At 73.7% G+C, this 23,173-nt stretch carries 19 protein-coding genes; 5 read left to right on the top strand and 14 right to left on the bottom strand.

The window, feature by feature from the left end; genetic code table 11:
• Positions 1-8: 8 nt before the first annotated feature.
• From ACFHW0_RS25760 to ACFHW0_RS25740, 5 genes are all read right to left on the bottom strand, one after another.
• On the bottom strand, positions 9-1,346 hold the full coding sequence (locus ACFHW0_RS25760; RefSeq protein WP_416611590.1) for a SagB family peptide dehydrogenase: 1,338 nt from the start codon (positions 1,344-1,346) through the stop codon (positions 9-11).
• On the bottom strand, positions 1,343-2,431 hold the full coding sequence (locus tag ACFHW0_RS25755) for a thiopeptide maturation pyridine synthase (RefSeq protein WP_416611588.1): 1,089 nt from the start codon (positions 2,429-2,431) through the stop codon (positions 1,343-1,345). The genes ACFHW0_RS25760 and ACFHW0_RS25755 overlap by 4 nt, the downstream gene beginning before the upstream one ends.
• The gene (locus tag ACFHW0_RS25750; protein ID WP_416611586.1) at positions 2,428-3,327 is read right to left on the bottom strand and encodes a lantibiotic dehydratase C-terminal domain-containing protein; all 900 of its coding nucleotides are present in this window, start codon (positions 3,325-3,327) and stop codon (positions 2,428-2,430) included. The genes ACFHW0_RS25755 and ACFHW0_RS25750 overlap by 4 nt, the downstream gene beginning before the upstream one ends.
• Positions 3,317-4,312 carry a transcriptional regulator protein gene (locus ACFHW0_RS25745; RefSeq protein WP_416611584.1) on the bottom strand — a complete coding sequence of 332 codons (996 nt, stop codon included), beginning with the start codon at positions 4,310-4,312 and terminating at the stop codon, positions 3,317-3,319. The genes ACFHW0_RS25750 and ACFHW0_RS25745 overlap by 11 nt, the downstream gene beginning before the upstream one ends.
• 424 nt (positions 4,313-4,736) lie before the next feature.
• Entirely contained in the window at positions 4,737-7,643 is a 2,907-nt protein-coding gene (locus tag ACFHW0_RS25740) for a BTAD domain-containing putative transcriptional regulator (RefSeq protein ID WP_416611646.1), read from the bottom strand.
• Between the two features lie 335 nt (positions 7,644-7,978).
• Between ACFHW0_RS25740 and ACFHW0_RS25735 the strand changes: the two genes are divergently transcribed.
• The gene (locus ACFHW0_RS25735; protein WP_416611582.1) at positions 7,979-8,275 is read left to right on the top strand and encodes a hypothetical protein; all 297 of its coding nucleotides are present in this window, start codon (positions 7,979-7,981) and stop codon (positions 8,273-8,275) included.
• A 111-nt stretch (positions 8,276-8,386) separates the two neighbouring features.
• Here the strand turns inward: ACFHW0_RS25735 and ACFHW0_RS25730 are convergent, their stop codons facing one another.
• Both ACFHW0_RS25730 and ACFHW0_RS25725 read right to left on the bottom strand, forming a co-directional pair.
• Complete coding sequence (locus ACFHW0_RS25730; RefSeq protein WP_416611580.1) at positions 8,387-10,027, bottom strand: MDR family MFS transporter; 1,641 nt, start codon at positions 10,025-10,027, stop codon at positions 8,387-8,389.
• The gene (locus ACFHW0_RS25725) at positions 10,024-10,491 is read right to left on the bottom strand and encodes a MarR family winged helix-turn-helix transcriptional regulator (RefSeq protein ID WP_416611578.1); all 468 of its coding nucleotides are present in this window, start codon (positions 10,489-10,491) and stop codon (positions 10,024-10,026) included. Before ACFHW0_RS25725 ends, ACFHW0_RS25730 begins: the two co-directional genes overlap by 4 nt.
• Before the next feature lie 109 nt (positions 10,492-10,600).
• Here ACFHW0_RS25725 and ACFHW0_RS25720 point away from each other — a divergent pair, with 109 nt between their 5' ends.
• Positions 10,601-11,218, top strand: coding sequence for a TetR/AcrR family transcriptional regulator (locus ACFHW0_RS25720; RefSeq protein ID WP_416611576.1), 618 nt, complete (start codon positions 10,601-10,603; stop codon positions 11,216-11,218).
• Positions 11,219-11,326: 108 nt separating this feature from the next.
• On the opposite strand, the gene ACFHW0_RS25715 is transcribed toward ACFHW0_RS25720, so the two are convergent.
• Entirely contained in the window at positions 11,327-13,879 is a 2,553-nt protein-coding gene (locus ACFHW0_RS25715) for a glycosyl hydrolase family 18 protein (protein WP_416611573.1), read from the bottom strand.
• 195 nt (positions 13,880-14,074) lie between these two features.
• Here ACFHW0_RS25715 and ACFHW0_RS25710 point away from each other — a divergent pair, with 195 nt between their 5' ends.
• Both ACFHW0_RS25710 and ACFHW0_RS25705 read left to right on the top strand, forming a co-directional pair.
• Complete coding sequence (locus ACFHW0_RS25710; RefSeq protein WP_416611571.1) at positions 14,075-15,043, top strand: GlxA family transcriptional regulator; 969 nt, start codon at positions 14,075-14,077, stop codon at positions 15,041-15,043.
• Positions 15,044-15,050: 7 nt separating this feature from the next.
• Complete coding sequence (locus ACFHW0_RS25705) at positions 15,051-15,815, top strand: HD domain-containing protein (protein ID WP_416611569.1); 765 nt, start codon at positions 15,051-15,053, stop codon at positions 15,813-15,815.
• 170 nt (positions 15,816-15,985) lie between these two features.
• On the opposite strand, the gene ACFHW0_RS25700 is transcribed toward ACFHW0_RS25705, so the two are convergent.
• From ACFHW0_RS25700 to ACFHW0_RS25675, 6 genes are read right to left on the bottom strand one after another with little or no spacing between them, the layout of a single operon-like run.
• The gene (locus tag ACFHW0_RS25700; protein WP_416611567.1) at positions 15,986-17,563 is read right to left on the bottom strand and encodes a hypothetical protein; all 1,578 of its coding nucleotides are present in this window, start codon (positions 17,561-17,563) and stop codon (positions 15,986-15,988) included.
• Entirely contained in the window at positions 17,563-17,862 is a 300-nt protein-coding gene (locus tag ACFHW0_RS25695; RefSeq protein WP_416611565.1) for a YciI family protein, read from the bottom strand. Before ACFHW0_RS25695 ends, ACFHW0_RS25700 begins: the two co-directional genes overlap by 1 nt.
• The gene (locus ACFHW0_RS25690) at positions 17,859-19,181 is read right to left on the bottom strand and encodes a hypothetical protein (RefSeq protein WP_416611564.1); all 1,323 of its coding nucleotides are present in this window, start codon (positions 19,179-19,181) and stop codon (positions 17,859-17,861) included. Before ACFHW0_RS25690 ends, ACFHW0_RS25695 begins: the two co-directional genes overlap by 4 nt.
• A 40-nt stretch (positions 19,182-19,221) precedes the next feature.
• The gene (locus ACFHW0_RS25685; protein WP_416611561.1) at positions 19,222-19,983 is read right to left on the bottom strand and encodes an SDR family NAD(P)-dependent oxidoreductase; all 762 of its coding nucleotides are present in this window, start codon (positions 19,981-19,983) and stop codon (positions 19,222-19,224) included.
• Positions 19,980-20,960, bottom strand: a complete 981-nt coding sequence (locus tag ACFHW0_RS25680) for an alpha-ketoacid dehydrogenase subunit beta (protein ID WP_416611559.1) — start codon at positions 20,958-20,960, stop codon at positions 19,980-19,982. The genes ACFHW0_RS25685 and ACFHW0_RS25680 overlap by 4 nt, the downstream gene beginning before the upstream one ends.
• Positions 20,953-21,888 carry a thiamine pyrophosphate-dependent dehydrogenase E1 component subunit alpha gene (locus ACFHW0_RS25675; RefSeq protein WP_416611557.1) on the bottom strand — a complete coding sequence of 312 codons (936 nt, stop codon included), beginning with the start codon at positions 21,886-21,888 and terminating at the stop codon, positions 20,953-20,955. Before ACFHW0_RS25675 ends, ACFHW0_RS25680 begins: the two co-directional genes overlap by 8 nt.
• A 132-nt stretch (positions 21,889-22,020) precedes the next feature.
• On the opposite strand from ACFHW0_RS25675, the gene ACFHW0_RS25670 reads away from it, so the two are divergent.
• Positions 22,021-23,151 carry a mandelate racemase/muconate lactonizing enzyme family protein gene (locus ACFHW0_RS25670; RefSeq protein WP_416611555.1) on the top strand — a complete coding sequence of 377 codons (1,131 nt, stop codon included), beginning with the start codon at positions 22,021-22,023 and terminating at the stop codon, positions 23,149-23,151.
• The last annotated feature ends 22 nt before the right edge of the window (positions 23,152-23,173 follow it).

Below are 23,173 nucleotides of genomic sequence, written 5' to 3'. Positions count from 1 at the left end.
ACGGGCTCCTATCGCGGTGACTGGGCGACGGTGCCCAGGGTGAACTCGCCGACGACGTCCTCGACGAGCGGGTCGACGCCGGTGAGGTGGGTGAAGGCGTGCGGCGCACCGGCGCCGAGGGCGCAGCCGCCGAGCCCCATGGCGGTCGCCGCGAGGTACATCGTCTGGACGAGCACGCCGAGGTTCTTGAGCGCGAGCGCGTACGCCAGGCCCTCGTACTTCCACATCAGCCGGCCGAACCGGGCGGTGACGACGAGCAGCGCCTGCGGGGTGCGCTCGGCGCCGGAGCTGTCCCGGGCCGCGTGCAGCAGCCGGCGAGAGGCGCCGTCGGGCTGCCGGACCAGACCGAGCGCGTGGTCGTGCCCGTCGTAGTGATAGGTGCCCGCCGCCAACCCCGCCACCCGGTCGGCGACCAGGTACACCTCCAGCTCGTGCAGGCCGCCACCGCTGGGGTACGGGCGGGCGCGGAGGTCCACCCCGTCCAGGCCGCCGGCCTCCACGGTCCGCGCGCAGCGGAACAGGAACTCGCCGAGCTGTTCAACGGTGATCGGCTGCTCGTCGTGGTGTTCCCGCGCGGAGCGGCGCGCCTCCAGGACGGCCGTCAGACTCGGGTCGTCGCGCCGCAGCCGGTCCAGGTCGGGGCGGGGCAGCGCGACGACGGGCCGGCGCGCGGGGGGCCGGGCGGGCGGTGGCGGCGCGTACGCCCGACCCCAGTAGGTGGCCCCGTAGCGCTGCCCGACGCCGATGCCCCGGCTGCGCCGGTGGAACTCCAGGTCCACCGGCGACCACTGCCGGACGTGGAAGTCGTGGTCCTCGTCGCCGGTCACGGCGAGGCCGGCCCAGCACAGGTCACGCCGCAACCGCTGCCACGCGGCGGCGTCCACGCCCGGTGCGGGCCGCTCCGTCGCGGGGTCGGCCAGCACGGCGGCCGTCGCCGGCTCGCGCACGAGCACCTCGGCCCAGGCGCGTGACGAGGCCACCCGCAGCCCGCCGTCGGGCGCGGCGGTGATCGACGTGAACCGGGACAGCCGCAGTCCCGGGGGCACGCCGTCCGGCTCCGGCCGGTCGGGGCGGTGCCGCGGGTCCAGGGTGTGCACGGGGCCGCCGGGACCGTGGGTCGTCACCCGCAGCCAGCCCTCGCGGCGCAGCCGGGCGAGCAGCGGGGCGGTGGACAGGGCGAGCGCGTCGGCACGCTGCTCCGCCGCCGCCAGCGCGCGCACCACCACGACCTCCTGCGCGGTCACCGGCTCGTGGTCGGGCAGCCCGACCAGGTGCGTGCCCGCGGGGGTACGCACCACGGACACCCCGGCGCGCAGCCGCAGCGTCTCCCACCGGTCCTGGCTCACGCCGGTGCGCCCAGCGTCCGGACCACGTCCACGGCGGTGCGGCCGGTCCGGGCCTCCGCCGCGCCGGCGACCAGGTGGCAGAGGAAGTAGCGGTTCTCGGGACTCAGTCCCATCCTGGTGAACTGCAGGTACATCAGGTTCAGCGAGAGCCGGAAGAGCGCGAACTCCACGGACGGCCGCACCACGGTGAGCCAGTGGTCGTTCTCGGCGAGGGCGCGGTGGAACGGGCTGAGCCCGCGGAACCTGGTCCTCACCTCGTCGGTCGCCGCGCTGTCGTCCACTCCCCCGCCGAGCGGCAGCAGGCCCCGCTCGTGCAGCCGGCGGCCCCGCGCCTGGTAGCGCTCCAGCACCGCGACGAACGACGCCGGGCCGTACGGATCCGACCCGTCGGCCCCGGCCAGGACGGCGGCGAGGCGGGCCTCCAGCGCCGCCGCGTTCGCCCGGTAGTGCGCGTCCCACGCCCGGCGCCGCCGCCCGCCGTCGGCGGTCTGAGCCAGGTGCGCCTCGGCGTGGGAGCGATAGCTGAGGTGTCCCGCTTCGGGGCCGTCGATCCCGGGCCCGATCAGCGTGACCATGGTGTCGAAGACCGCCGCGTGCAGGTTCCCGCCGGCCACCACGTCGGCGAGCACCGCGAACGCGTGATCGTTCGTGTCGGTCATGAAGTCCGCCGTCAGCGCCGACGCCTCGGCGGTGCCGTGCACCGCCACCCGGTCGTCGTAGCGGTCGACGTGCCACGAGTTGTCGGGACGCCACGGCGTCAGTGGCCCGTCCTCCAGTTCGAGCCGGGCCAACCGGCGGTGCAGGGGAAGCACCGCCTCGACGTCGACCTCGACCGTCGGCAGCCCCGGCAGGTACGCATCGAGCACCGACGCGGTGAGCGGGACGACGACCTCGCGCAGGGCGCGGTCGTCGGCGTCGACGTGCAGCCGGACGTGCGGCCCCCGGCGCCAGTGCCGGGTGAACCAGCTGCGGTGGCCGTGCACGGCGAGCGCGCGGGACAGGGGCCGGACGGCCTCGACGAGCAGCCGGTCGGTCGCCGCCCCGTGGTGGTGCACGTGGATGCTCTGCCACGACGTCGCGGTCACGCCGGTCTCCCCTGGGTCGTCAGGTCGGCGAACGCGCGGTCGACGAGATGCCGCAGCTCCCGCTCCCCGGGCACGGCCACGCCGAGGCGGTTGCAGGTCAGGTGGGCACAGGTGTCGACGACCCGCCACCGGAGGGCCGGGTCCTCGATCCGCGCGGCCAGGGTGGCGATCGCCCCGGCCCACGTGCCGAGGGTGCCGGTCGGCCCGGCGGGCGGCGCCTGGGCGAGCAGCCGCATCCGGCCGACCAGTTCGCCCAGCACGTGCCGCTGCCGGTGGTAGCGCTCCGTCACGGCGCTCGACGGGGTGCCGCCGGGCGCCGCCGGCGGGGTGGCCGAGGGACAGAGCCACCTGCTCAGCGCCAGCACGGCGACCGCCGCCGTGGTGCGCTGGTTCGCGGTCGCGCCGGCGGCCAGCAGCCGCAGGACGGTGTCGCTGCACGTGACGAAGTGGTCCTCGGCGGCGTGCAACGAGGCCCCCGCGCCGTACCGATGCGTCTCGGGCCGGTACGGCACGTGCGCGAAGGAGTTGTTCGGCCGACGCGTCCGCTCGTAGTCGACCATGCCCTCCGCCGCCGCCAGGCCCGGCGCGTACCGGGCGTACTCCTCCTGGGTGAGCAGCGCCGGGGCCGGACAGCGGACGAGGAAGGTCGCGGCCTCGTGCTCGACGATGGCCCGCACGTCGTCCTCCCGGGCGGCCCTGGGCAGGACCCGGATCCGCAGGTGCGGCCCTCCCTCCCAGTACCGCAGGAAGAACGTCCCGGCCGAGGCCCCTTCCGCGTCGAGCCGGGTCCGCACCGCCGCGACCAGGTCGGTGACGACGACGTCGAGGTCGCCGTCGTAGAACACGTGCAGGCTCGTCCACCGCCGGGGCGCCGGCGCCGGCCCGTCACCCCGCATGCGCCGTACGCTCCGGATCGGCGAGTTCCTCGGCGAACGCCCGCCAGCTTCCGGCGCAGGCCACCGCGACGGCGTGCAGGGAGCCGCGGCAGTGGCCGGGCACCGCCTCGGCGATCAGTTCCGTCCGGGGGGCGAAGGCGAGCGTCGCGGACGCCAGCCGGAGCAGCGCTCTGCCCTGGTCCGTGTAGCGCAGCGACGGGTCGCGCACGAGCACCGCCAGCCGCTCCCGGACGGCGGAGGCCGGCTCGGTTTCCGGGCGCGCGGGGTCCACCGGTGCGGTGGTCGGCGCCGGATGCGCGTCGGTGGCGTCGGCCGTGGCGAGCTTGCGGCGGACGTCGAAGGCCGTACCCACGGAGATGCCGGCGCGCCGCGCCACCTCGCGCAGGCTGACGTCGGGTTGCCGCCGCATGATGTCCGCGGCCAGCCGCCGGCCGGCCTCGGCGGAGACCGGGTGGGAGCGGCCGTCGCGCCCCAGCCGGGCGTTCAGCCGACCATCGTCGTCGGTTGAACCCCCCCGCAGGGCGGCCACGGTCCGCGGGGCCACCCGGCACACCGAGGCGATCCACCGGTCCGACCAGTGTGGATGGGTGGTGAGGATGCGCCGCGCCGCGGCGGAGCGGTCCTGCGCCGGTAGGGGCATGCCGTGTGCGGCGTTGAGCCGCACCGCCGCCACGAAGGCGTCCGCGTCCGAGCCGTCGAAGTACACGACGGGCACGATCCGCTCGCCACGGGCGCGGGCGGCCGCGAGCCGGTGCGAACCGTCGATCACCCGTCGCGACGACCGGTGCACCACGATCGGCGGCAAGTCGTCGGTGAGACCGGCGAGCCGCTGGACGTGGGCCGGGCTGATCCCGGTGAGGCGGGGCGAAAGCCCGTCGCGCAGCGACCCGACCTCCACGTGCTCGACCTCTCCCGACCTGACGGCGAACAGGTCCGGCGACCGGCCCGCTCCCCTGTCGTGCCCGCGTTCTGGCTGTCCCGACATCAACGTCGCTCCGTTTTCCTCGTCCTCGGCGGCTGGACGGCGGAACGATACGGCGGGCGACGTACAGACCCCGTACACACGAGGTACAACTTCCGGGCCCGGCGGGTCGGCGCCGCCAGTGCGGTCGGGCGCGTGGGCGTGGCCGCACCGGGAGGGCTCCGACGGCGGTCGGGCACTGCCGACCGTCGCGGCCCGTCGTCGCGTCTCCACGTCAGCGGCGGCCGGCCGCGACCGTCCCCGCACGGCATGTACCCGCCCTGTATCCGGCACCGTACGGTGACCGGGTCTGTCGACGCGGACCGTGGAAGGTGGAGGACGGCCCGAACCGTTCGCGCCGGGCTTCGCGGCGGCGGGTCGCCCCGCCCTGCGTCCGGCGTCCCACGCCTCGGCGGCTCGGCCCCGCGACGGCGGCGGCCGTGGAAGGTCAGAGCTGGCCGAAGAACTCGACGTACTGCGGCTCCCGGTAGCCGGTCAGGGAACCGGCCAGATCCCGCGCCTCGGCTTCGAGGGCCGACGCGACGCTGCGGTCCCCGGCCGCGTCGGCGATCCGGCCCCGTGCCTGTCGCGCGACGGCCAGCAGGTAGCGATCGCCGATCCGGACGGCCACCGTCCCCGCCTCGTCGGCGTCGCGGGCGGCGGCGGCGTGGTCTCCGAGCCGGAGGTGGGCCGCCGCGCGGGACAGCAGCGCCTCGCAGCGCGACGGCAGGTCGCCGGATCGTTCGGTGGCGACCAGCGCCTCGCCAAGGCACTCGCGGGCCTCGGGCCAGCGCTCGGTGCGGCACAGCAGTTGGCCCCGCATGCTGAGGGCGGCGCCCTCCAGGCCGACGGCGTCGATGTCGCGGGCGATGCGCAGCGCCTCCTCGACGTCCGCGAACGCCTCCTTCTCGGCTCCCGCCGAGAGGCGCACCTGCGCGGAGTTGCTCAGGGTCGCGCCGATCATGAGGGGTCGACCCGACTCCCGGCGCAGCGCGAGCGCCTCGTCGTGGTACCTGAGAGCGCCCGACACGTCGCCCATCCGGTGGCGCAGGTTGCCGAGAGCCTCCAGGCAGGTGGAGATCCGATCCCGGTCCTCGAGCGACTGGAGCAGATCGAGGCAGCGCAGCAGATCCGCTTCGACCACAGCCGGGGCGGCGGTGCCCTTGTTGAACGCCGCCCGATAGAACAGCGCGGCACAGTGTTCGAGCGTGAGGCCCAGCCGCTCGGTGGTGGCGGCGGCGCCGTCGACGAGGGTGAGGGCCTCCTGGAGGTAGCCATGCCGCCGCAGCGAGGCGACGCTCGCCCAGGCCAGCCCGGCGGCGAGCTTCGCCGTCCCGGCGGAGGAGTCGCATCCCTGCCGGAAGGCGGCCAGCAGGTTGAGGTGCTCCTCGGCCAGCCACCGGGCCGCCTGCGCGGGGTCCTCCGGCAGTTCCTGCCAGGCGGGTCGGTCCTGGTGACCGGCTCCGGTCGGCGCCCAACCCGCGTTGGTCATCCGCTCGAGTTCCCGGGCGCCCTGCACGTACATCTCCAGCAACCGCCGCAGCGCGGCCTCCCGGTCGTCCGCCGGCTCGTCCTCGGCCCGTTCGACGGCGTACAGCCGGACCAGGTCGTGAATGCCGTAGACGCCCGGTTCGCGGGGCTCCACCAACCGCTCGTCGGCGAGCCGCTCGAGGACGCTCTCGGCGAGCGCGGGCGGCTCGCCGAGAAGGGCGGCGACGGCGCGGCTGGTGAGGGTGGGCAGGCGGGTGCCGCCGATCAACCGGAAGGCCCGAGCGCAGAGTTCCCCGCGGGCGCCGCCGTCGCCGAGGGCGGCGTAGGTGAGCGCGATGGACGGCCGGACGCTGAGGTCGTCGAACTCCAGTTCGTTGAGGCGCAGCCCCGGATCGGCGAGACGCTCGACCAGGCGGGCGATCGGCCAGCCCGGCCGACTCGCCAGTCGGGCGCCGACGATGCGGATCGCCAGCGGCAACAGGCCGCAGAGTTCCATCAGTCGGATCACCGTGTCAGGTTCGGCCGCCACCCGGTCGGCGCCGCACTCGGCGGCGAGCAGCTCGACCGCCTCCGTGCCGGACAGCAGCCCCACGGCCAGGTGCCGGCCGTTGGGCAACGTGGCGAGCATCCGCCGGCTCGTCACCACCACGCCGCACGTCTCGTCCGCCGGCAGCAGCGCCCTGACCTGGGCGGCGTCGCGGGCGTTGTCGAGAACGACGAGCACGTTGCGGCCCGCGATCTCCGACCGGTAGGCGGCGGCTGCCTCACCGACGTCGGACGGCACGGCGCCGCCCGGTACGCCGAGCGCGCGGAGGAACCGGCCGAGGACGTCGACGGGCCGCAGGGGTGGCAGGTCGACGTCCGATCCCTGGAGGTCCACGTAGAGGGTGCCACCCGGGTACCGGTCGGCGAGGTGTTGCGCGATCCGGACGGCCAGCGCCGACTTGCCGGCCCCTCCCGGGCCGTGCAACGCCACGACCGGGCTCGTCGTCGACTCGTTCAGCCAGCCCCGTACGACGTCGAACTCGGCTCGCCGGCCGACGAAGGTCTCCACAGCCGGTGGCAGCCCACGGACCACGACGCGCGTGGGCAGCGACCGCTGCGGCTCGCCGGTCAGATGCGGGCTGTGGTCGAGGATGTCACGGTAGAGGGCCTCAATCCAGGGGCTGGGATCGATGCCGAGTTGGTCGGCGAGCACCCGGCGGGCCCGCAGGTACGCGTCGACGGCGCCGGCGACGTCGCCCGTGCGGTAGAGCGCGGTCATCAGCTGGCCCCAGCCGCGTTGCCGCAGCGGATGGGTCTCGACGTGCTCACGTAACCGCCCGACCAGTTCGGCGGAGGCCCCCAGGTCCAACTTGGCCTGGACGAGTTCCTCCTCGACCATGAGCCGTTGCTCGTGCAGGCGCGCGAGACGCACTGCGATCGTGCGGGGCAGGGGCAGCCCGGCGAGCGGCGAGTCGCGCCAGAGGGTGAGCGCGTGGGCCATGCTCGCTTCGGCCTGACGCAGGTCGCCCCGGGCGCGGGCGTCACGGCCCTGCTGCGCCGACTCCTCGAACTCGTCGAGGTCACGCTCACCGGGGCGCACCGCGAGCAGATAGCCGCCGGTGCCGGTGTGCAGCCGGCTCGCGCCGTCCGACTGGTCGCGCAGGGCCTGGCGCAGCCCGTGGGCGTACGTCCTCAGGTTGGCCGCGGCGGACGCCGGGCGCGGTTCGTCCCACAGCATCTCGGCGAGGTGTTCGGTGGGCAGCACCTCGTTCGGGTTCAGCAGCAGGGCCGCGCAGAGCAACCGCTGCTTGACCGTGCCGAGCGGCACGGACCGGTCGTCGGTCCGAACCTCGAGCGGCCCCAGGAGCTGGAATCGCATGGTGGCCACCCGGGCTTTCTACCACAGGCAAGACGCTGGCATCGGATCGTCGTCCGCTTCCTCCCGTCAGGCTGGAAGCACACCGCCCTCCACCACCCTACGTAGTCTCGAAGTGGCGGTGCGCGGCCCGCCGGCACTGCTTCCGCGACGCCCCTCCGGCCGGGCGCCGAGCACCCTCGGCGGAACACCGTCGACGGCCGTGGCGACGACAGCGGATCGACCAGTACGCATGGCCTCCGGGCGAGTGTGACTCGCTCGTTACCGCGATGGTGTTGACCTCGCCTCCCGCCTGGATCACGCTCGCAGCATCCGACGGACGACTCCAGGGAGGTCACATGCGGACGGTAGTCGAAGCTCGCCTCGTCACACGGCTCCTCGTTCCGGGAGCACTGCTGTTCACGGCGCTCGGATCACCCGCGGTCGCCGGGCTGGCGGCCGACGATTCCCACAGCCGTACCGTCGCCGCGTCCTCGGTCGGCGACCTGTCGGTCGCCCGCGGGGGCGGCCTGGTCCTGCCACCCGGCACCTCGGGCTGCCTGAGCAGGGACAGGGAGTCGGATCTGTGGGACAACCTGTTCCCGAACTGCAACAACGAGACCGACCCGGTGACGACGGGGGGCGCCGTCCACTGACCGTGCCCGACCGGTCGGTGCCGGCGCGACCGTGACGCCGCCCGCCCAACGACAGCAGGCCGCCACCGCCGCTTCCGACGGTGGCGGCCTGCGTTGGCCGATGGTGGCGCGTCAGCGGCGTGCCGGCGCCTCCCGACCGGCGGCGTCCACCGTGACCTGGTCGAAGGCCGGAGCACCGTCGACGGCGTCGGCGGCCACGGCCGTCGACCTGGCGGGGTCGGGCAGATCCAGGCTGCTGCGCAGACCGACCGGCTTCAGCAGGACCGCGGCGATGATGCCGACGACGGCGATCGCGGCGGAGATGAGGAAGATGTGGCCGGTGGCGTCCCCGTACGCCGCGCGGACGATCTGCTGGACCGCGCCGGGCATGGCGTCGAGGTTCAGGCTGCCGGCCGCCGCGCTGCCGGAGGTGGGGATGCCGGCGGCGGAGAGGTCGGTGGTGATCTGGTCGGTCACCCGTCGGGCGAGGACCGCGCCGAGCACCGAGACGCCGATCGTGCCGCCGAGCGAGCGGAAGAACGCGACGGTCGAGCTGGCCGCGCCGATGTCGCGGAGCGAGACGGTGTTCTGCACGGCGAGGACGAGGTTCTGCATCGTCATGCCGACCCCGACACCGACGATGAACATGGCCACGCCGACCAGCACCAGCGAGGTCTCGTGGTCGATGGTGCCGAGCATGGCGAACCCGATGACGAGCACGACCGCGCCGAACACGATGTACGGCTTGATCTTCCCGGTCTTCGTGATCAACCGGCCGGCGATGATCGACGATCCGAGGACGCCGGCCATCATCGGGATGGTGAGCAGCCCGGCCTCGGTCGGGCTGTAGCCGCGGCCGATCTGGAAGTACTGGCCGAGGAAGACGGCACCGCCGAACATGGCCATGCCGACCGCCAGGCTGCCCAGGATGGCCAGGGCGGTGGTCCGCTGGCGGACGAGGTCGAGCGGGACGACCGGCTCGTCGGCCCGGGACTCCACCCAGACGGCCAGGGCGAGCAGCGCGACGGCGCCGCCCACCATGGCGGCGGTCTGCCAGGAGGCCCAGGCGAACGAGTCGTCGACGAAGGAGATCCAGATGAGCAGCACGCTGACGCCGGCGGCGATCAGGGCCGCGCCCAGGTAGTCGATCTTCACGTTCTCGCGACGGACCGTCGGCAGGCGCAGGGTGAACTGGAGGAGGACCAGCGCGATGGCGGCGACGGGGACCCCGACGAAGAAGCACCAGCGCCAGCCGAGCCAGGACGTGTCGACGATGAGCCCGCCCAGCAGCGGGCCGCCGACCGTCGCCACCGCCATGACGCCACCGAGGTAGCCGTTGTACCGGCCGCGCTCCCGGGGCGGGATCATCGCGGCGATGGCGACCTGGACGAGGGCCTGGAGGCCGCCGACGCCGATGCCCTGGAACGCGCGGGCGGCGATGAGCTGGCCGGCCGTCTGGGCGAAGCCGGCGATCACCGAGCCGACCAGGAAGACGACGATGGCGACCTGGACGAGGAGCTTCTTGTTGAACAGGTCGGCGAGCTTGCCCCAGATCGGGGTGGTCGCGGTCGCGGTGAGCAGGGTGGCGGTGACCACCCAGGTGTACTGGGTCTGCGACCCGTTCAACGCGCCGATGATGTTCGGCAGCGCCGTCGAGACGACGGTGCCGCTCAGCATCGCGACGAACAGCACCAGCAGCAGGCCGCTGAGGGCCTCCAGCGTCTGCCGGTGTGTCATCGGCGCGTCGCCGGCCGTGGTGGTGGGTGCGCTCATCGCGCGGCCTCCAGGGTGTCGTGGTGTCCGAGGACGGTCTCGATGTCGCGGGTGAACCGGCCGAGCGCGGTGGCGAACGCCACCACCTCCGCGGGGGTCCAGTCGGCGAGCGCGGTGTCGAGGATCCGGCCGTACCAGTCGTAGGTGTCGGTCAGGGCGGCCCGCCCGGCCGGGGTGACGGTCAGCAGGCTGGCCCGCTTGTCGGCGGGGTCGGCGCGCCGCTCGACCAGGCCGTGGCTGACGAGCGAGGCGACGGCGCGGCTGACGGTCGACGGGTCGAGTCCGCTGCGGGCCGCCAGTTCGCGGGCGTGGCAGTCGGCGGGCAGCTTCTCGATCTGCATGAGGAGACCGGCGAGGCCGACGGGCACGGCCGGCCGGACGTCCGCCCGGTGCCGTTTGATCAACCGTACGCTCCTGATCAGCTCGGACAGCCTCGCACCGAGTTCGCGGCCGGCAGTTTCCACGCCGCCTCCCTTGTCGCAGATGGTTGCCGCACACAAGCATCTGCCGATCTTGCTCAAAGTGCAAGTTTGCCCGATGAGAACTGAGTCACCGGCCCGTAGGCTGTCGCCCATGGAGGAGACCACCGGCCTGCGGGAGCGCAAGAAGGCGGCCACCCGGCTCGCCCTGCACGAGGCGGCCCTGCGCCTCGCCACCGAGCACGGGCTCGACCGGGTCACCGTGGAGGCCATCGCCGACGCCGCGAACGTCTCCCGCCGGACGTTCTCCAACTACTTCTCCAGCAAGGAGGAGGCGGTCTTCCACGGCGACGCCGTACGGCTGCGCCGGCTGCTGGAGCTGGTCCGCCGGCAGCCGGCCGACGCGCCGCCGTGGGCCGTGCTGAGCGGGGCCGCCGAGCGCCTCGCCGTCGAGGCGTACGGCAATGCCCCGCCCTCCTGGCTGCTGCACCGCCGTCAGCTACGGGGGCACCCGGGCCTCGTCGCGCACCAGATCGCGGCCTACACCGCCATCGAGCGCGACCTCGCCGACGATGTCGTTCAGCGGTTGACCGGTCCCGACCGGGAGCTGCGGTCCCGGGTCCTGGCGGCGACCTTTCTGGCCTCCCTGCGCGTCGCCATCCAGCACTGGATCGACCACCCCGACGGGCCGCTGCTCGACGTCCTCCGGACCGCGCTCGCCGAGGCCGCCTCCGCCCGGCCCGGCACCGCCACCGCGCAGACGGCCGGCTGACGCCGAGCGGCGGCGGGGATGACGTGAGACGGCCGCGCACCGTCTGCACCGGTACGCGGCCGTCGTTCGGGCGGGGCCGCCGATCACCGGCGGCCCCGCCCTCGGGGTTCAGCAGGGACCGTTGTCGGTCCAGACGCCCTGGGCGTCGGCTCCCGGCACATCACCCTGGGTCCACCACCGGGCGGTCCACCGGTGACGCTCGTGGGACACCACCGCGCCGCCGGCGTAGGCGGTGCCCGCCGACCAGACCGGCGCGGCGCAGGCGCCGCCGGTCGGGGTCGGGTCGACCGTCGGGGAGACCGTGGGCGAGGTCGTCGGGGACGGCGGGGCGGCGCAGGCCCCCTCGTCGGCCCAGACGGCGGCGCTGCCCGGGGTGTCGCCCTGCGTCCACCACTTCGCGCTCCAGGTGCGCCCGGCGTGCGACACCCTCGCGCCGCCGGAGTACGCGGTGCCCGCCGACCAGGCCGGCGCGGCGCAGGTCCCGCCGCCCGGCGGGGTGCTCGGGCTGGGCGTCGGGTCGACCGGCACGGCCCCGCGGGCGTGGTCGCTGGCCAGCGAGTACGTCTGCCCGCCGAAGCTGAGGGTGAAGTTGGCCGGCCCGGCGATCGGCAGCTGGTAGTTGAGGGTCACCTCCGCGTACGCGCCCGGGGCGATGGCGGCCGGTACGGTGAGCCGCACCCGGTTGTAGTCGCCCCTGAGCCCGCCCACGTTACTGCCGGTGTGTCCCGTGGACACGGTGGTCAGGGCCCAGCCGGACTGCTGGGTGAGGGTCGGTGTGGTGGTCGGGTAGTCGAACTCCAGCTGCGCCCCGGCCGGGATCGGGCTGCCGGTGTTGTTGGTGAGCCGCAGTTCGGGGTTGATCGGGTAGTTGTTGTCGCCGAGAGCGAAGCCCCCGACCGTGGCGGTCACGTCGATGGTCCGGGTCGGCAGGGTGACGGCGGCGCGACGGGCACCGTACGCGGGCGCCGTCCGGAACTTGTCGTAGAGCAGGGTGGTGAGCGTCTCGCCCATGCCGTACTGGCCCTTGGCCTGGTCGTACGCGTAGTCACCGGCGAGTTCCCAGATCATCACGCCGCCGATGCCCTTGTCCACCACGTAGTCCGCCTTGGCGCCGAGGGACTGCTCGTCCTCGGTGGAGAGGAAGACGCCCTTCTGCGCGTTCCACAGCCAGGGCGCGACCAGCGCGGCGGAGTAGTGGCGGGCGTAGCTGCCGCTGATCCGGTCGGTCGGGTCGGTGGCCGGCGTGAGGCCGTACGCGGACAGGTAGTCCGGGGTGATGCCCCGTTCCAGGTTCTTGGCGTGCCACATCGGGTTCGCCCCGGCTGGCACCTCCCCGCCGGCGCCGTCCAGGTCGTGCCAGAGGTTGTCGATGCCGACCGCGCCGTTTCCACAGGGGGTGGTGGAGCCGATCGAGGAGCCGGTGCCCGGCGGGCACTTGGTCTGGTCCGGCAGTGCGGCGCGGCCCCACAGCCCGTTGGTGCCGCCGGTGACGCCCTGCCAGCCGCGCGTGTAGTAGGGGACGCCGATGTTGACCCGCCCGCTGGGCAGCGCGCCACGGAAGTAGTGGTAGGCCCAGTCGGTGTTGAGGTAGCCGATGTTGCCGTAGGTGCCGTAGACGCCGCCGGCGGCCAGCTCGGCGTCGTCGCCGTTGTCGTAGAGGGCGGCGTTCGGGCCGACATGGTGGTTCCAGGACCCGTGCAGGTCGTACGACATGATGTTGACGTAGTCGAGGTACCGCAAGGCCTGCGAGGACTCCATCCCCCGCAGCAGCCACCCCGAGGCGGGTGCGGCCACCGTGAGCAGGTAGTGCTTGCCGTCGGTGGCGGCAGCCGCGTCGAGCTTCTCCCGCAGCGTCTTCATCAGCACCTGGTAGGAGGCGTTGAGCCCGGCCCGCTTGGCGTCCGCCTGGGCGAAGTCGAGGGGGTTGCCGGCCTTGTTGTTGGAGGTGGGGTACTCGTAGTCGATGTCCACCCCGTCGAAGCCGTAGGTGCGCAGGAAGGCGACCACGGAGTCGGCGAAGGTGGCGATGCCGGCGGTGTTGACGGTGTTGCTGCCGGTGGTGGTCATCCGGTAGAAGCCGCCCGCGTCGACCCGGTCGCCGTTGTCGTCGAAGTAGCCGCCGGTCTCGGCCCAGCCGCCGACGCTGATCAGCGTACGCACGTTCGGGTTCTGCTTCTTGTACTTGTTGAGCAGGTTGAAGTGCCCGGTGTAGGCGTACTGCGGATCCATCTCGGCACCGGCGACGCCCGGCCAGGTCATGTTGGTGGCCGGGTTGTCCGCCGCCTTCGGGTTGCCGACCGAGATCCTGTTGCCCGCGTCGACGTGGGCGAAGGCGTAGTTGATGTGGGTGACCTTGTCCCAGGGGATCTGGCTGGCCAGGTACGCCGGGGCGCCGTTGCGTCCGGTGCGCCAACTGGTGAAGTAGCCGATGATGCGCCGGGAATGGTCGGCGCCCAGCTTCTCCCGGCCGTCGGTGTCGTAGACGGTGCAGTACGGCACCGCCGCGCCTGGCGTCCGGTACAGCCCGTCCGGCCGGCACGCCTCGTCCTGCCCGACGGAGGAATGTGCGGCGGGGGCCACGGTCAGCGCCGTCGCCACGGCCAGCAGACCGACCGCACCGCCGACGAGGAGCTTGCTCAACCGCTTCCGCAACGCGTCCACCTCCAATACTAAATAAACTTTACTATTTACGGTCCTGAATATATACCTGCTCCAGGCGCATCCGCGCAAGGGCGCGGCCGGCCGGATGGCCGCTCCCGGGGCTGCTCGTCACCGGCGCCGGGGGCATCCCCGATGTCCGGATGTGCGGCCCGGCCGTCCTTGTCGAGGCCGCGAGGAGGTGACCAGACTGCTGGTGTGGAGATCGCCCGGACCCGCGAGGTGGTCGTGGTGGTGCACGACGGCGTCGTGCTGCTCGACGTGGCCGGACCCGTGCAGGTGTTGCACGGCAGCGGCGGCTACCGGGTCCGGCTGGCCTCCGTGGACGGTCGCGCGGTGCGCACCGACGTGGGCGTACCCCTCGACGTGGAGCTGCCCGTGCACCAGGTGCGGCACCGGTTCGACACGCTCCTGGTGCCCGGCTACGCCCTCGCCACGGCGCAGCCGCCCCCGGCCCTCGTCGCCGAACTCCCCCGCCTCAGCGGGCTCGCCCGCCGTACGGCGGCCATCTGCACCGGCGCGTTCCTGCTCGCGGCGGCGCGCCTGCTCGACGGCCGCCGCGCCACCACGCACTGGGCGGCCTGCGCCGACCTCGCGGCGCGGTTTCCCGCGGTCCGCGTCCGGCCCGACGCCCTCTACGTGCGCGACGGTCCGCTGTTCACCTCGGCCGGCGTGACCGCGGGCATCGACCTGACGTTGACGCTGGTCGAGGAGGACCACGGGCCGGAGCGCGCCCGCACCACCGCCAAGTACCTCGTGGTCTTCCTGCACCGCCCCGGCGGCCAGTCCCAGTTCACCGTCCGCGGCAGCACCACGGCCGTTCCCGGCAGCGCGCTGCGCCGCGTGCTGGACGCCGTCGCCGCCGACCCGGCCGCCCCGCACACGCTCGCCACGATGGCGGCGCACGCGTCGGTCAGCGAACGGCACCTCACCCGCCTGTTCCGCCACACGGTCGGAACGACCCCCCTCCGATACGTCGAGCAGGTCCGGGTGGAGGCCGCGAAGACCCTGCTCGAAGCCACCCACGACGGCGTGACCCGCATCGCCCGCGCCTGCGGCTTCGGCTCGGACGACAGCATGCGCCGCGCGTTCCTGCGCGGCATCGGCATTACCCCGGCCGAGTACCGCCAACGCTTCCGGTCCGCACACCCGACACCCGAAAGATGAGGTACCCGTGACACCTTCCCTCTCGCGGCGAACCGCCCTCGGCGCCGGCCTGGCCGCCGGCGCCGGCATCCTCACCGGGCTGGCGCCCACCGCTGCGGCCGCCGCCCACGGCGGAGCCGACGGCGACCTGTCCTTCCCGTCGACCCGGCTGACCCGCGAGGCGGCCCGGCTGATCGACGAGGCGCAGGAGGCATACCTGCGCAACCACAGCCTGCGCAGCTTCCTGTTCGCCCGCGAGGCCGCAGCGCGCGCCGGCCGGCGGCCCGGCCGCGACTACGACGAGGAGATCGTCTTCCTGATCTGTGCCCTGCACGACATGGGCCTGACGGCACACGCCAACTCCGACCAGCGGTTCGAGATGGACGGCGCCGACTTCGCCGCCCGTTTCCTCGAACAACGGGGTGTCACCGACCACCGGGTCGACACGGTGTGGGACGCGATCGCCATGCACACCACGCGCAGCTTCCGCGACTCACCCGTCTTCCAGCGGCGCCGGCCGCCGGAGATCGGCATCGCCCAGACCGGGATCAGCATCGACCTCCTGGGCACCAACAGCCCGGTGCCCTCCGAGTACGCCGACCGCGTCCACCGGCTCCTTCCCCGCCTCGGCGGCGCCCGGGCCGTCACCGACGCGATCGTCGGGCAGGCGCTGGCCAACCCCCGCAAGGCCCCGGCAGCCACCCTCCCCGGCGAGATCCTGCACCAGCGCCACCCCGAGCTGCCCTACCTGACCTGGGACGCGCTCCTGGACTCCAACGCCTGGGGCGACTGACCACCGGGGCGGCGAACCCGTCAGTGCGCGACCGACGCCGACGAACCTGGAGGACTTCCACGCGACCGCGTCCGCCCGACGCCGGCCTCTGCCAACCGGAACCGGAGGTCCTGACCGGCCTCGCGGGGTGCGGGGAGGCCGGTCGGGCCAGCCGGCGGCGGGTGGCGGGATCAGCCGGCGGAGTGGGCGTGGCGGGTGGCCCGCTCGGCCAGCCACAGCCACCGGCGCTGCACCTCGCCACCGGTGGCGGCGACCATCGCCAGGGCGTCCCCGCGGACCGCGACGAGGGCGGCCGCCGTCGCCGAGCTGTCGTCCAGCACGGCCGCCCCGTCGCGGAACGCCTCGGCCTCGGCCGCGCCGCCGAAGCGGGGAGCCACCTCGTCGCGCCAGAAGTCCGCCCAGGCCAGGTCGGGATTCCAGGTGAAGCGGGCGTACGCCAGATAGCTGATCTCGTTGGTCGGGTGGTACGCCGACGCCTCGGCGAAGATCGTCAGTCCACGCATCCCCGCGCCGCCGGCCCGGATACCCATGTCGGCGTACATCTCGGGCACCCAGGAGTGCCGCTGCCGGTTCCACTGCGAGCCGGCGTGGGTGCGCAGCACGTTTGTGGTGTGCGGGAGCCGCTCGACGTGTGCGGCGGTGAGCCGGTGCCGGTTGTCGTACCAGAAGCCCCGGTTGACGCAGTACTGGTAGGCCACGTCGTCGGGCAGCTCGGCCAGCGGCTTCTGCGCGTCGAGGTCGAGGATGTTGTCCCAGTAGACCTCGACCAGGTGCCGCAGCGGCACCCCCGCCGGGCCCTTGCGGCGGGCGGTCTCCAGCAGGGTGGGGTAGACCGACCGCATCGCCTCGTACGACCAGGAGGTGCGCTCGCCTCCGGTGCGGGCCGCGCAGCGCTGGCAGGCGCAGCTGCCGTAGTCGCCGGTCTCGAAGTTGATCCCCCCGATGGGCAGGGTGTCCAGCAGCCAGTCGACGGCGTCCCGGTGCCAGGCGAGGTTGTCCGGCTGCGAGGGGCAGGCGGCCATCATGTACTCGCTGGCCGGGAAGTGCAGGTCGCCGAAGTCGTCGATGTCGAAGCCGACCTTCTTCGGCAGCTCGGCGGCCAGGTCGGGCCGCTGGCGCAGCCAGGTGGCGAGGTTGTAGCGGTGCCGGCCGTCGAAGTAGATGCCGCCGTAGGCGTTGACGCCGATGCCGGCGATGATGCGCACGCCCCGGGCGTTGGCGTACTCGCACAGCTCGCGGGCCGCCTCGACGCCGCCGTGGGCGTCGCGCAGCAGCCCGTAGACCACGATGCCGCCGATCCGCTCGCGGCTGCAGAAGTCGACCAGCCGGCGGTAGTCGGCGCCGAAGGCGTCGGCGGACTTGGCGTACGGGTTGAGCGCGCCGATCTCCTGCTGGCCGAGCTGGCGCAGGTCCCAGTTGGTGGAGTGGTCCCAGGTCCACAGTGTCCGCAGTGGCAGCCCGGGCGTCCCGGTGCGCACGCCCAGGGGAAGACCGGCCGGTGTGGCCAGGTCGGTCAGCTCCCTAGCGGCGTAGATCAGGCCGGCGAAGGGGTCGCCGGTGAGCCGGATGTCGCCCTGTCCGGGCACCTCGATGCGGTAGCCGCCCTCGGGAAGCGCCGGGTCGACGTCGAGGTCGACCGTGACCCCCTCGGGATTCTCCCCCCATGCCTGGGTCAGCAGCTGGGCGGCGTACGGCGCGGACGCGGCGCCCCGCACCCGGATTCCGGTGATCTGGCGGTACTGCGACATCATGACCTTCCGTCAGGTGGCGGGACGGCGGCCAGGTAGTCGGCCACCTCGATGGCCGTCCACACCCCGTGCCGCCAGTAGGGATCCTGTTCGCACAGCTCGCGGGCGGCGCCGGCGTCGGCGGCCCGCAGGACGAGGACGGAGGCGCCGAGGTCGGCCCGGGCCCCGGCGAGCAGGGCGGTGCCGTCGGCGAGCAGGGCCTCGACGCGGGCGAGGTGCGCCTGCCGGTGGGGTTCGCGCCGGACGGCGGCGTCGGCGGCGAACGTCGCGGTGACCAGGAAGGTGGGTTCGAACCTCACACGCCACCGCCGATCTCGTCGAACAGCCGCTGCATCTCCACCCGGTAGACGGTCTGCGGCCGGCCCGCGCCGGTGCTGACGTGCACACCGATCTCCTCGGCGTAGCCCGCGGCACGCAGGGAGTTGAGCAGCCGGCGGGCCGAGCGGACCTCCACCCCGTACGCGTCGGCCAGGCCCCGCGCCGTCACCTCGTTCGGGTCCGTCTGGTGCAGCGCCTCGAGCAGCCGGCGGGTCGACAACGGCCCGAGCCGCAGTTGCTCGGAGATGCGCAGCACCCCGGAGGCGGTCTCGCGCAGCCGTTGCTTGACCGGGCTCTGGCGGCTGGAGTAGATCTCCCCGTCGGGGAAGACCACGTGGGTGTCGCCGCTGGCACGGCCGAGCGCCAGCGCCTTGCGGGCGTTGTCCTCGGCGGCGGCGATGGTGGTGCCGGCGCCGAAGCCGACGGTGTGCTCGACGTCGACGCCGCGCAGGGTGAGCAGCGTCGCGTGGCCGGAGCGCTGTCGGGCGATGGCGCTCTCCACGGTGCCCCGGGTGGTGGTGATCAGCAGCGTCCGGTCGTCGATCGTGCTCAGCCTGCCCCGCATCCGCTCGGCGTGCTCCAGCAGCGCCTCGCGCAGCCGCAGCCGCTGCCGTTCCACCTGGTACGGGTCGTGCCCGCGACCGGCCTGCTCGGCCACCTCGATCATCATCACCGCGATCTGGGTGGCCCGGGACTGCCGGATCTCCGCGGCGAGCCAGGCCCGGCGCAGGGCGTCGCGGACCGAGGCGCGGGTGTGTTCGACACGCCAGACCGGCACGCCGCTCTCGCGCAGGTCCCGGTGGACCGCGCCGAGGCACGTCAGGCACGCCTCGACGGCCCCGGAGGCGTACCGTTCCCGGTGGAAGGCGACGATCTCGTCGAGGCCGGAGAAGAGCAGGCCGGAGGAGTCGGCGATGGGCAGGATCTCGGTGGGCGGGGTCAGCTCGATGTCGTGGTAGGTCTCCCGGACGGTGTCGGCCTCGATGGTGTCCACGCTGACCGTGGGCAGCCGTCCACCGTTGGCCAGCAGCATCCGCGACAGCGTGCGGTAGAGATCGATGCCGGCGTGCGGCATGTAGTCGATCTCGGCGCGCAGCCCTCCGGCGGAGGCCGCGAAGGCGTGCGGGATGCGCCCGGTGAACAGCAGCACCTGGCACAGCTCGTCGAGTTCGCGGGCCAGCTCGGGTGCCTGCTCGGGTCGGGTGTAGGCGCGGGCCGTGAGGTCCCCGGCGCGCCCCTCCCCGGCGGAGACCTCCTGGACGAGCCGGATCGAGTCCTCCGGTCCGATGATGCCGATCACCTTGTCGCCTCCACGTCGTCGCCGCCCTCGGATTGGCTGCTCAGCCGGTGTGGACGGTGCCCACGACACCGTCGCTGACCGGCGATGCCAGCAGGACCAGCGTGGACGCGACGTCCTCCGGCCGACCAAGGGCGGCCTCGATCTCCGCGACCCGGTCCCCGTCCGCGCCGTTGGCCCGTGCCTCGGCCAACGACCTGCGCATCAGCGGCGTGTCGATGTCGCCGGGGCAGAGCGCGTGCACACGGATCCCGTGCGGACGGAGTTGTCGGGCCAGGGTGAGCGCCAGGCCGTGCAGCCCTCCCTTGCTCGCGCCGTAGGGTACCGACCCGGATCCGTTCTGTACGCCCGCCTTCGACCCGACGAGCACGAGGACACCCGAGCGGTCGGCGAGGTGTCGCACGGCGTGCTTGGCGACGAGGAACGGTCCGGTCAGGTTGACGGCGATCACGTGGGCCCAGAGTTCGGCGCTGACCTCCCGCACGTCCAGGCCCTGCCCGCGCATGACGCCCGCCACGTGCAGCACGGCGTCGATCCCGCCGAGTTCGGCGGCGGCGTCGTCGAGAGCGGCGGCGACCTCGGCCTCGACGGTCACGTCGACCTGCCGGGCGCAGGCGCTCGCCCCGCCGCCGCGGGCCTGCTCGGCGGCTCTGGCCGCGCCGTCGCCGTCGGCGTCGAGCACGGCCACCGACGCGCCGGCGTCGGCCGCGGCCCGGACGGTGGCCAGGCCGATGCCGGAGGCGCCGCCGACGACGACCACCCGCCGACCGGCCAGCAGCCCGGCCGGCGGGGCGTCGACGGTCACGGACGGACCGTCCGGCGTACCGCCGCCACCACGTCGGCGGCCTCGGGCACCACCGCGGCCTGCAGGGCCGGGGCGGCGGGCATCGGCACGTCGGGGGTGGCCACCCGGGCGACCGGGGCGCGCAGGTCGGCGAAGCACTCGGCGGCGGCCCGGGCGGCGATCTCCGCGCCGAACCCGCCGGTCAGGTTCGCCTCGTGGGCGACGACCAGCCGGCCGGTGCGCGCCACCGAGGCGGCGACGGTGTCGAAGTCGAGCGGGTTGAGCCAGCGCAGGTCGATCACCTCGGCCTCGATGCCCTCCTCGGCCAGCTCACCCGCCGCGTCGAGGGCGGCGCCGACCATCCGGGACCAGGCGACCACGGTGACGTCGTCGCCCGGTCGGACCACGCGGGCACCGCCGACGGGTTCGACCGGGGCGTCGGTGCGCACGGGCCCGCGCGTCGGGTAGAGCATCCGCGCCTCGGCGACGACCACCGGATCGTCGCTGACCACGGCGGTGCGCAGCATCTGGTACGCGTCGTCGGGGGTGGCCGGCAGCGCGACCCGCAGGCCGGGGGTGTGCGCGAAGTACGCCTCCGGCGAGTGGGAGTGCTGGGCGCAGGCGCCGGGTGAGTAGCCCTGCTGCATCCGGATCACCAGCGGGGCCTTCCACCGGCCGTTGCTGGAGTAGTGGACGGTGGAGATCTGGTTGACGAACTGGTCCATCGCCACGAACGAGAAGTCGGCGTACATGATCTCGGCGATCGGGCGCAGGCCGGTCATCGCCGCCCCGAGGGCCATGCCGAGGAAGCCGGTCTCGGAGATCGGGGTGTCGAAGATGCGGGCGGAGCCGAACCGCTTGTGCAGCCCCTTCGTGGCGCCGAACGGCCCACCGGGCAGGGCGACGTCCTCACCGAAGTAGACGGTGTCGTCGCGGCTGTCCAGGGCCCAGGTGAGCGCGGCGTTGACGGCCTGGATGTAGCGCAGGGACTCAGACATGGACGTGCTCCTTGGCGGTCGCCGGGTCCGGGAACGGCACGGCGCGGGCGGCGGTGACGGCGGCCTCGACCTCGGCGGCCACCTCGGCGTCGATGGCGTCGAGCCGGGCGGTGAGCGCGGGGTCGGCGGCCTGCCGGATCCGGGCCAGGGGCTCGCGGCCGCGGGCGGCGGCGATCTCGCCGGCCGGCCGGTAGTGCTGCACGTCGCCGCTGTAGTGGCCGACCAGCCGTTCGGTCATGGCCTCCACGATGGAGGGTCCGGCGCCCTCGCGGGCCCGGGTGACGGCCTCGGTGACGGCCTCGGCCACGGCGTCGGCGTCGTTGCCGTCGACGACCCGGCCGGGGATGCCGTACCCGGCGGCGCGTTCGGCGAGCTGGCGAACGCGGACCATGTCCTCGATCCGGGACATCTCGGAGTAGACGTTGTTCTCCACGACCAGCACCAGCGGCAGGTCCAGCACGGCGGCGAGGTTGATCGCCTCGTGGACGTTGCCCTGGTTCATCGCGCCGTCGCCGATGCTGACCAGCGAGACCGCGCCGCTGCCCGTGCGCTGCGCGGTGAGCGCGGCGCCGGCGGCGACCGGCACCCCGGCGCCGACGATGGAGTTCTCCCCGACGAACCAGCGACTCGGGTCGGACAGGTACGGCGAGGCGGCCCGACCGCCGCAGAGGGCGGAGTCGCGCCCCATCATCTCGGCGAAGAGCCCGACCATGTCCACGCCCCTGGCGACCGCCCAGCCGTGGCCCCGGTAGGTGGCGGTCACGTGGTCGCCGTCGCGTAGCGCCCGGCAGGCACCGACCGGGATCGCCTCCTGGCCGTTGCACAGGTGGATCGAACCCGGGATCTCGCCGTCGTCCTTGAGGGCGGCCAGCCGCTCCTCGAACCGGCGGATCCGGGCCATGAGCCGATAGTCGTCCGGCAGACCCATCACACCCCCCAAAAGCAGTTAGAGCCTTATTGCGGCTCGTTCGTTCCGAAGCCTAGACCAGCCCCGCAAGGCTATGGAAGAGTGCAGGAGCAAGTTTCTGACCGTTATTGGTCTCTAATTTTGGGGGCAGGTATGGAGATCACCGCCGTCGACTCGGTGGTGCTGGGCGACGCGCACTTCGTCCAGCTGCACACATCGGACGGGCTGGTCGGCGTCGGGCAGTCCGCCTGCTGGGGCTACCCCGCCGCGGTGCACGCCGTGGTGGAGGCGTTCCGTCCCCATCTCCTCGGCGCCGACCCCGGCCGCATCGAGCACCACTGGCACCACCTCTACCGGATGGGCCCGTTCCGGGGTTCGGTGCTCTCCGCCGCCGTCGCCGCGGTGGACATCGCCCTGTGGGACCTGCTCGGCAAGCGCCTCGGTGTCCCGGTCTGGCAACTGCTGGGCGGCCGGGTACGCGAGCGGATCCGCCTGCACCTGCTGCTGCCGGGCACCGGCGCGGAGGCGCTGGCGGCGCAGGCGGCGGCCGCCGTGGCCGACGGCTTCACCGCGGTCAAGTTCGACCCGCTGCCGGCCGACCACGCCGACCTGTCGCTGGCCCGGCTGGTCATGTCCACCGAGGCCACCACGGCCGCCGTCCGCGACACCGTCGGCCCCGACGTGGACCTGCTCGTCGAGCTGCACCGCAAGCTCACCCCGTTGCAGGCGGAGGCGGTCGTGCCCGCGTTGGCCCGGCACCTGCCGTTGCTGGTGGAGGACCCGATCCAGATCGACAGCGTCAGCAGCCAGGCCGACGTCGCCCGCCGGGCGCTCGGCGTGCCCATGGCCAACGGGGAACGGCTGCACACCATCTGGGAGTTCAAGGAGCTGCTCGCCCAGGGCGGCGCCCAGTACGTCCGCCCCGACCTGGGCCTGGCCGGCGGCATCAGTCACGCCCGCAAGATCGCGGCACTGGCCGAGGCGCACCACGCCGCCGTGGTCAGCCACAACTGCCTCGGCCCGCTGCTGACGATGGCCTCGGTGCACCTGGACACCGCCATCCCCAACTTCGTGGTGCAGGAGTACTCCCCCCTCGACGACCAGCTGGCCGACGGACCGGCGCGGGCCTGCGTGCGACGCGAGGGCGGGTTCCTGCCGGTGCCCGAGGAGCCCGGGCTCGGCGTGACCCTGGACCTCACCGACGCCACGCCCCTGGACCTGACGGGCCGCCCCCTGCACCGCATCCCGCTGCGCGCGGACGGCTCCGTCGCCTACGCGGTCTGAGCACACGCGACGGTTGCCCGGC

The organism is Micromonospora sp. LOL_025, assembly GCF_048060285.1.
Classification (GTDB): domain Bacteria; phylum Actinomycetota; class Actinomycetes; order Mycobacteriales; family Micromonosporaceae; genus Micromonospora.
The sequence above is the reverse complement of the archived record's forward strand: the minus strand, read 5'-3'. Positions and strand labels throughout refer to the sequence as shown.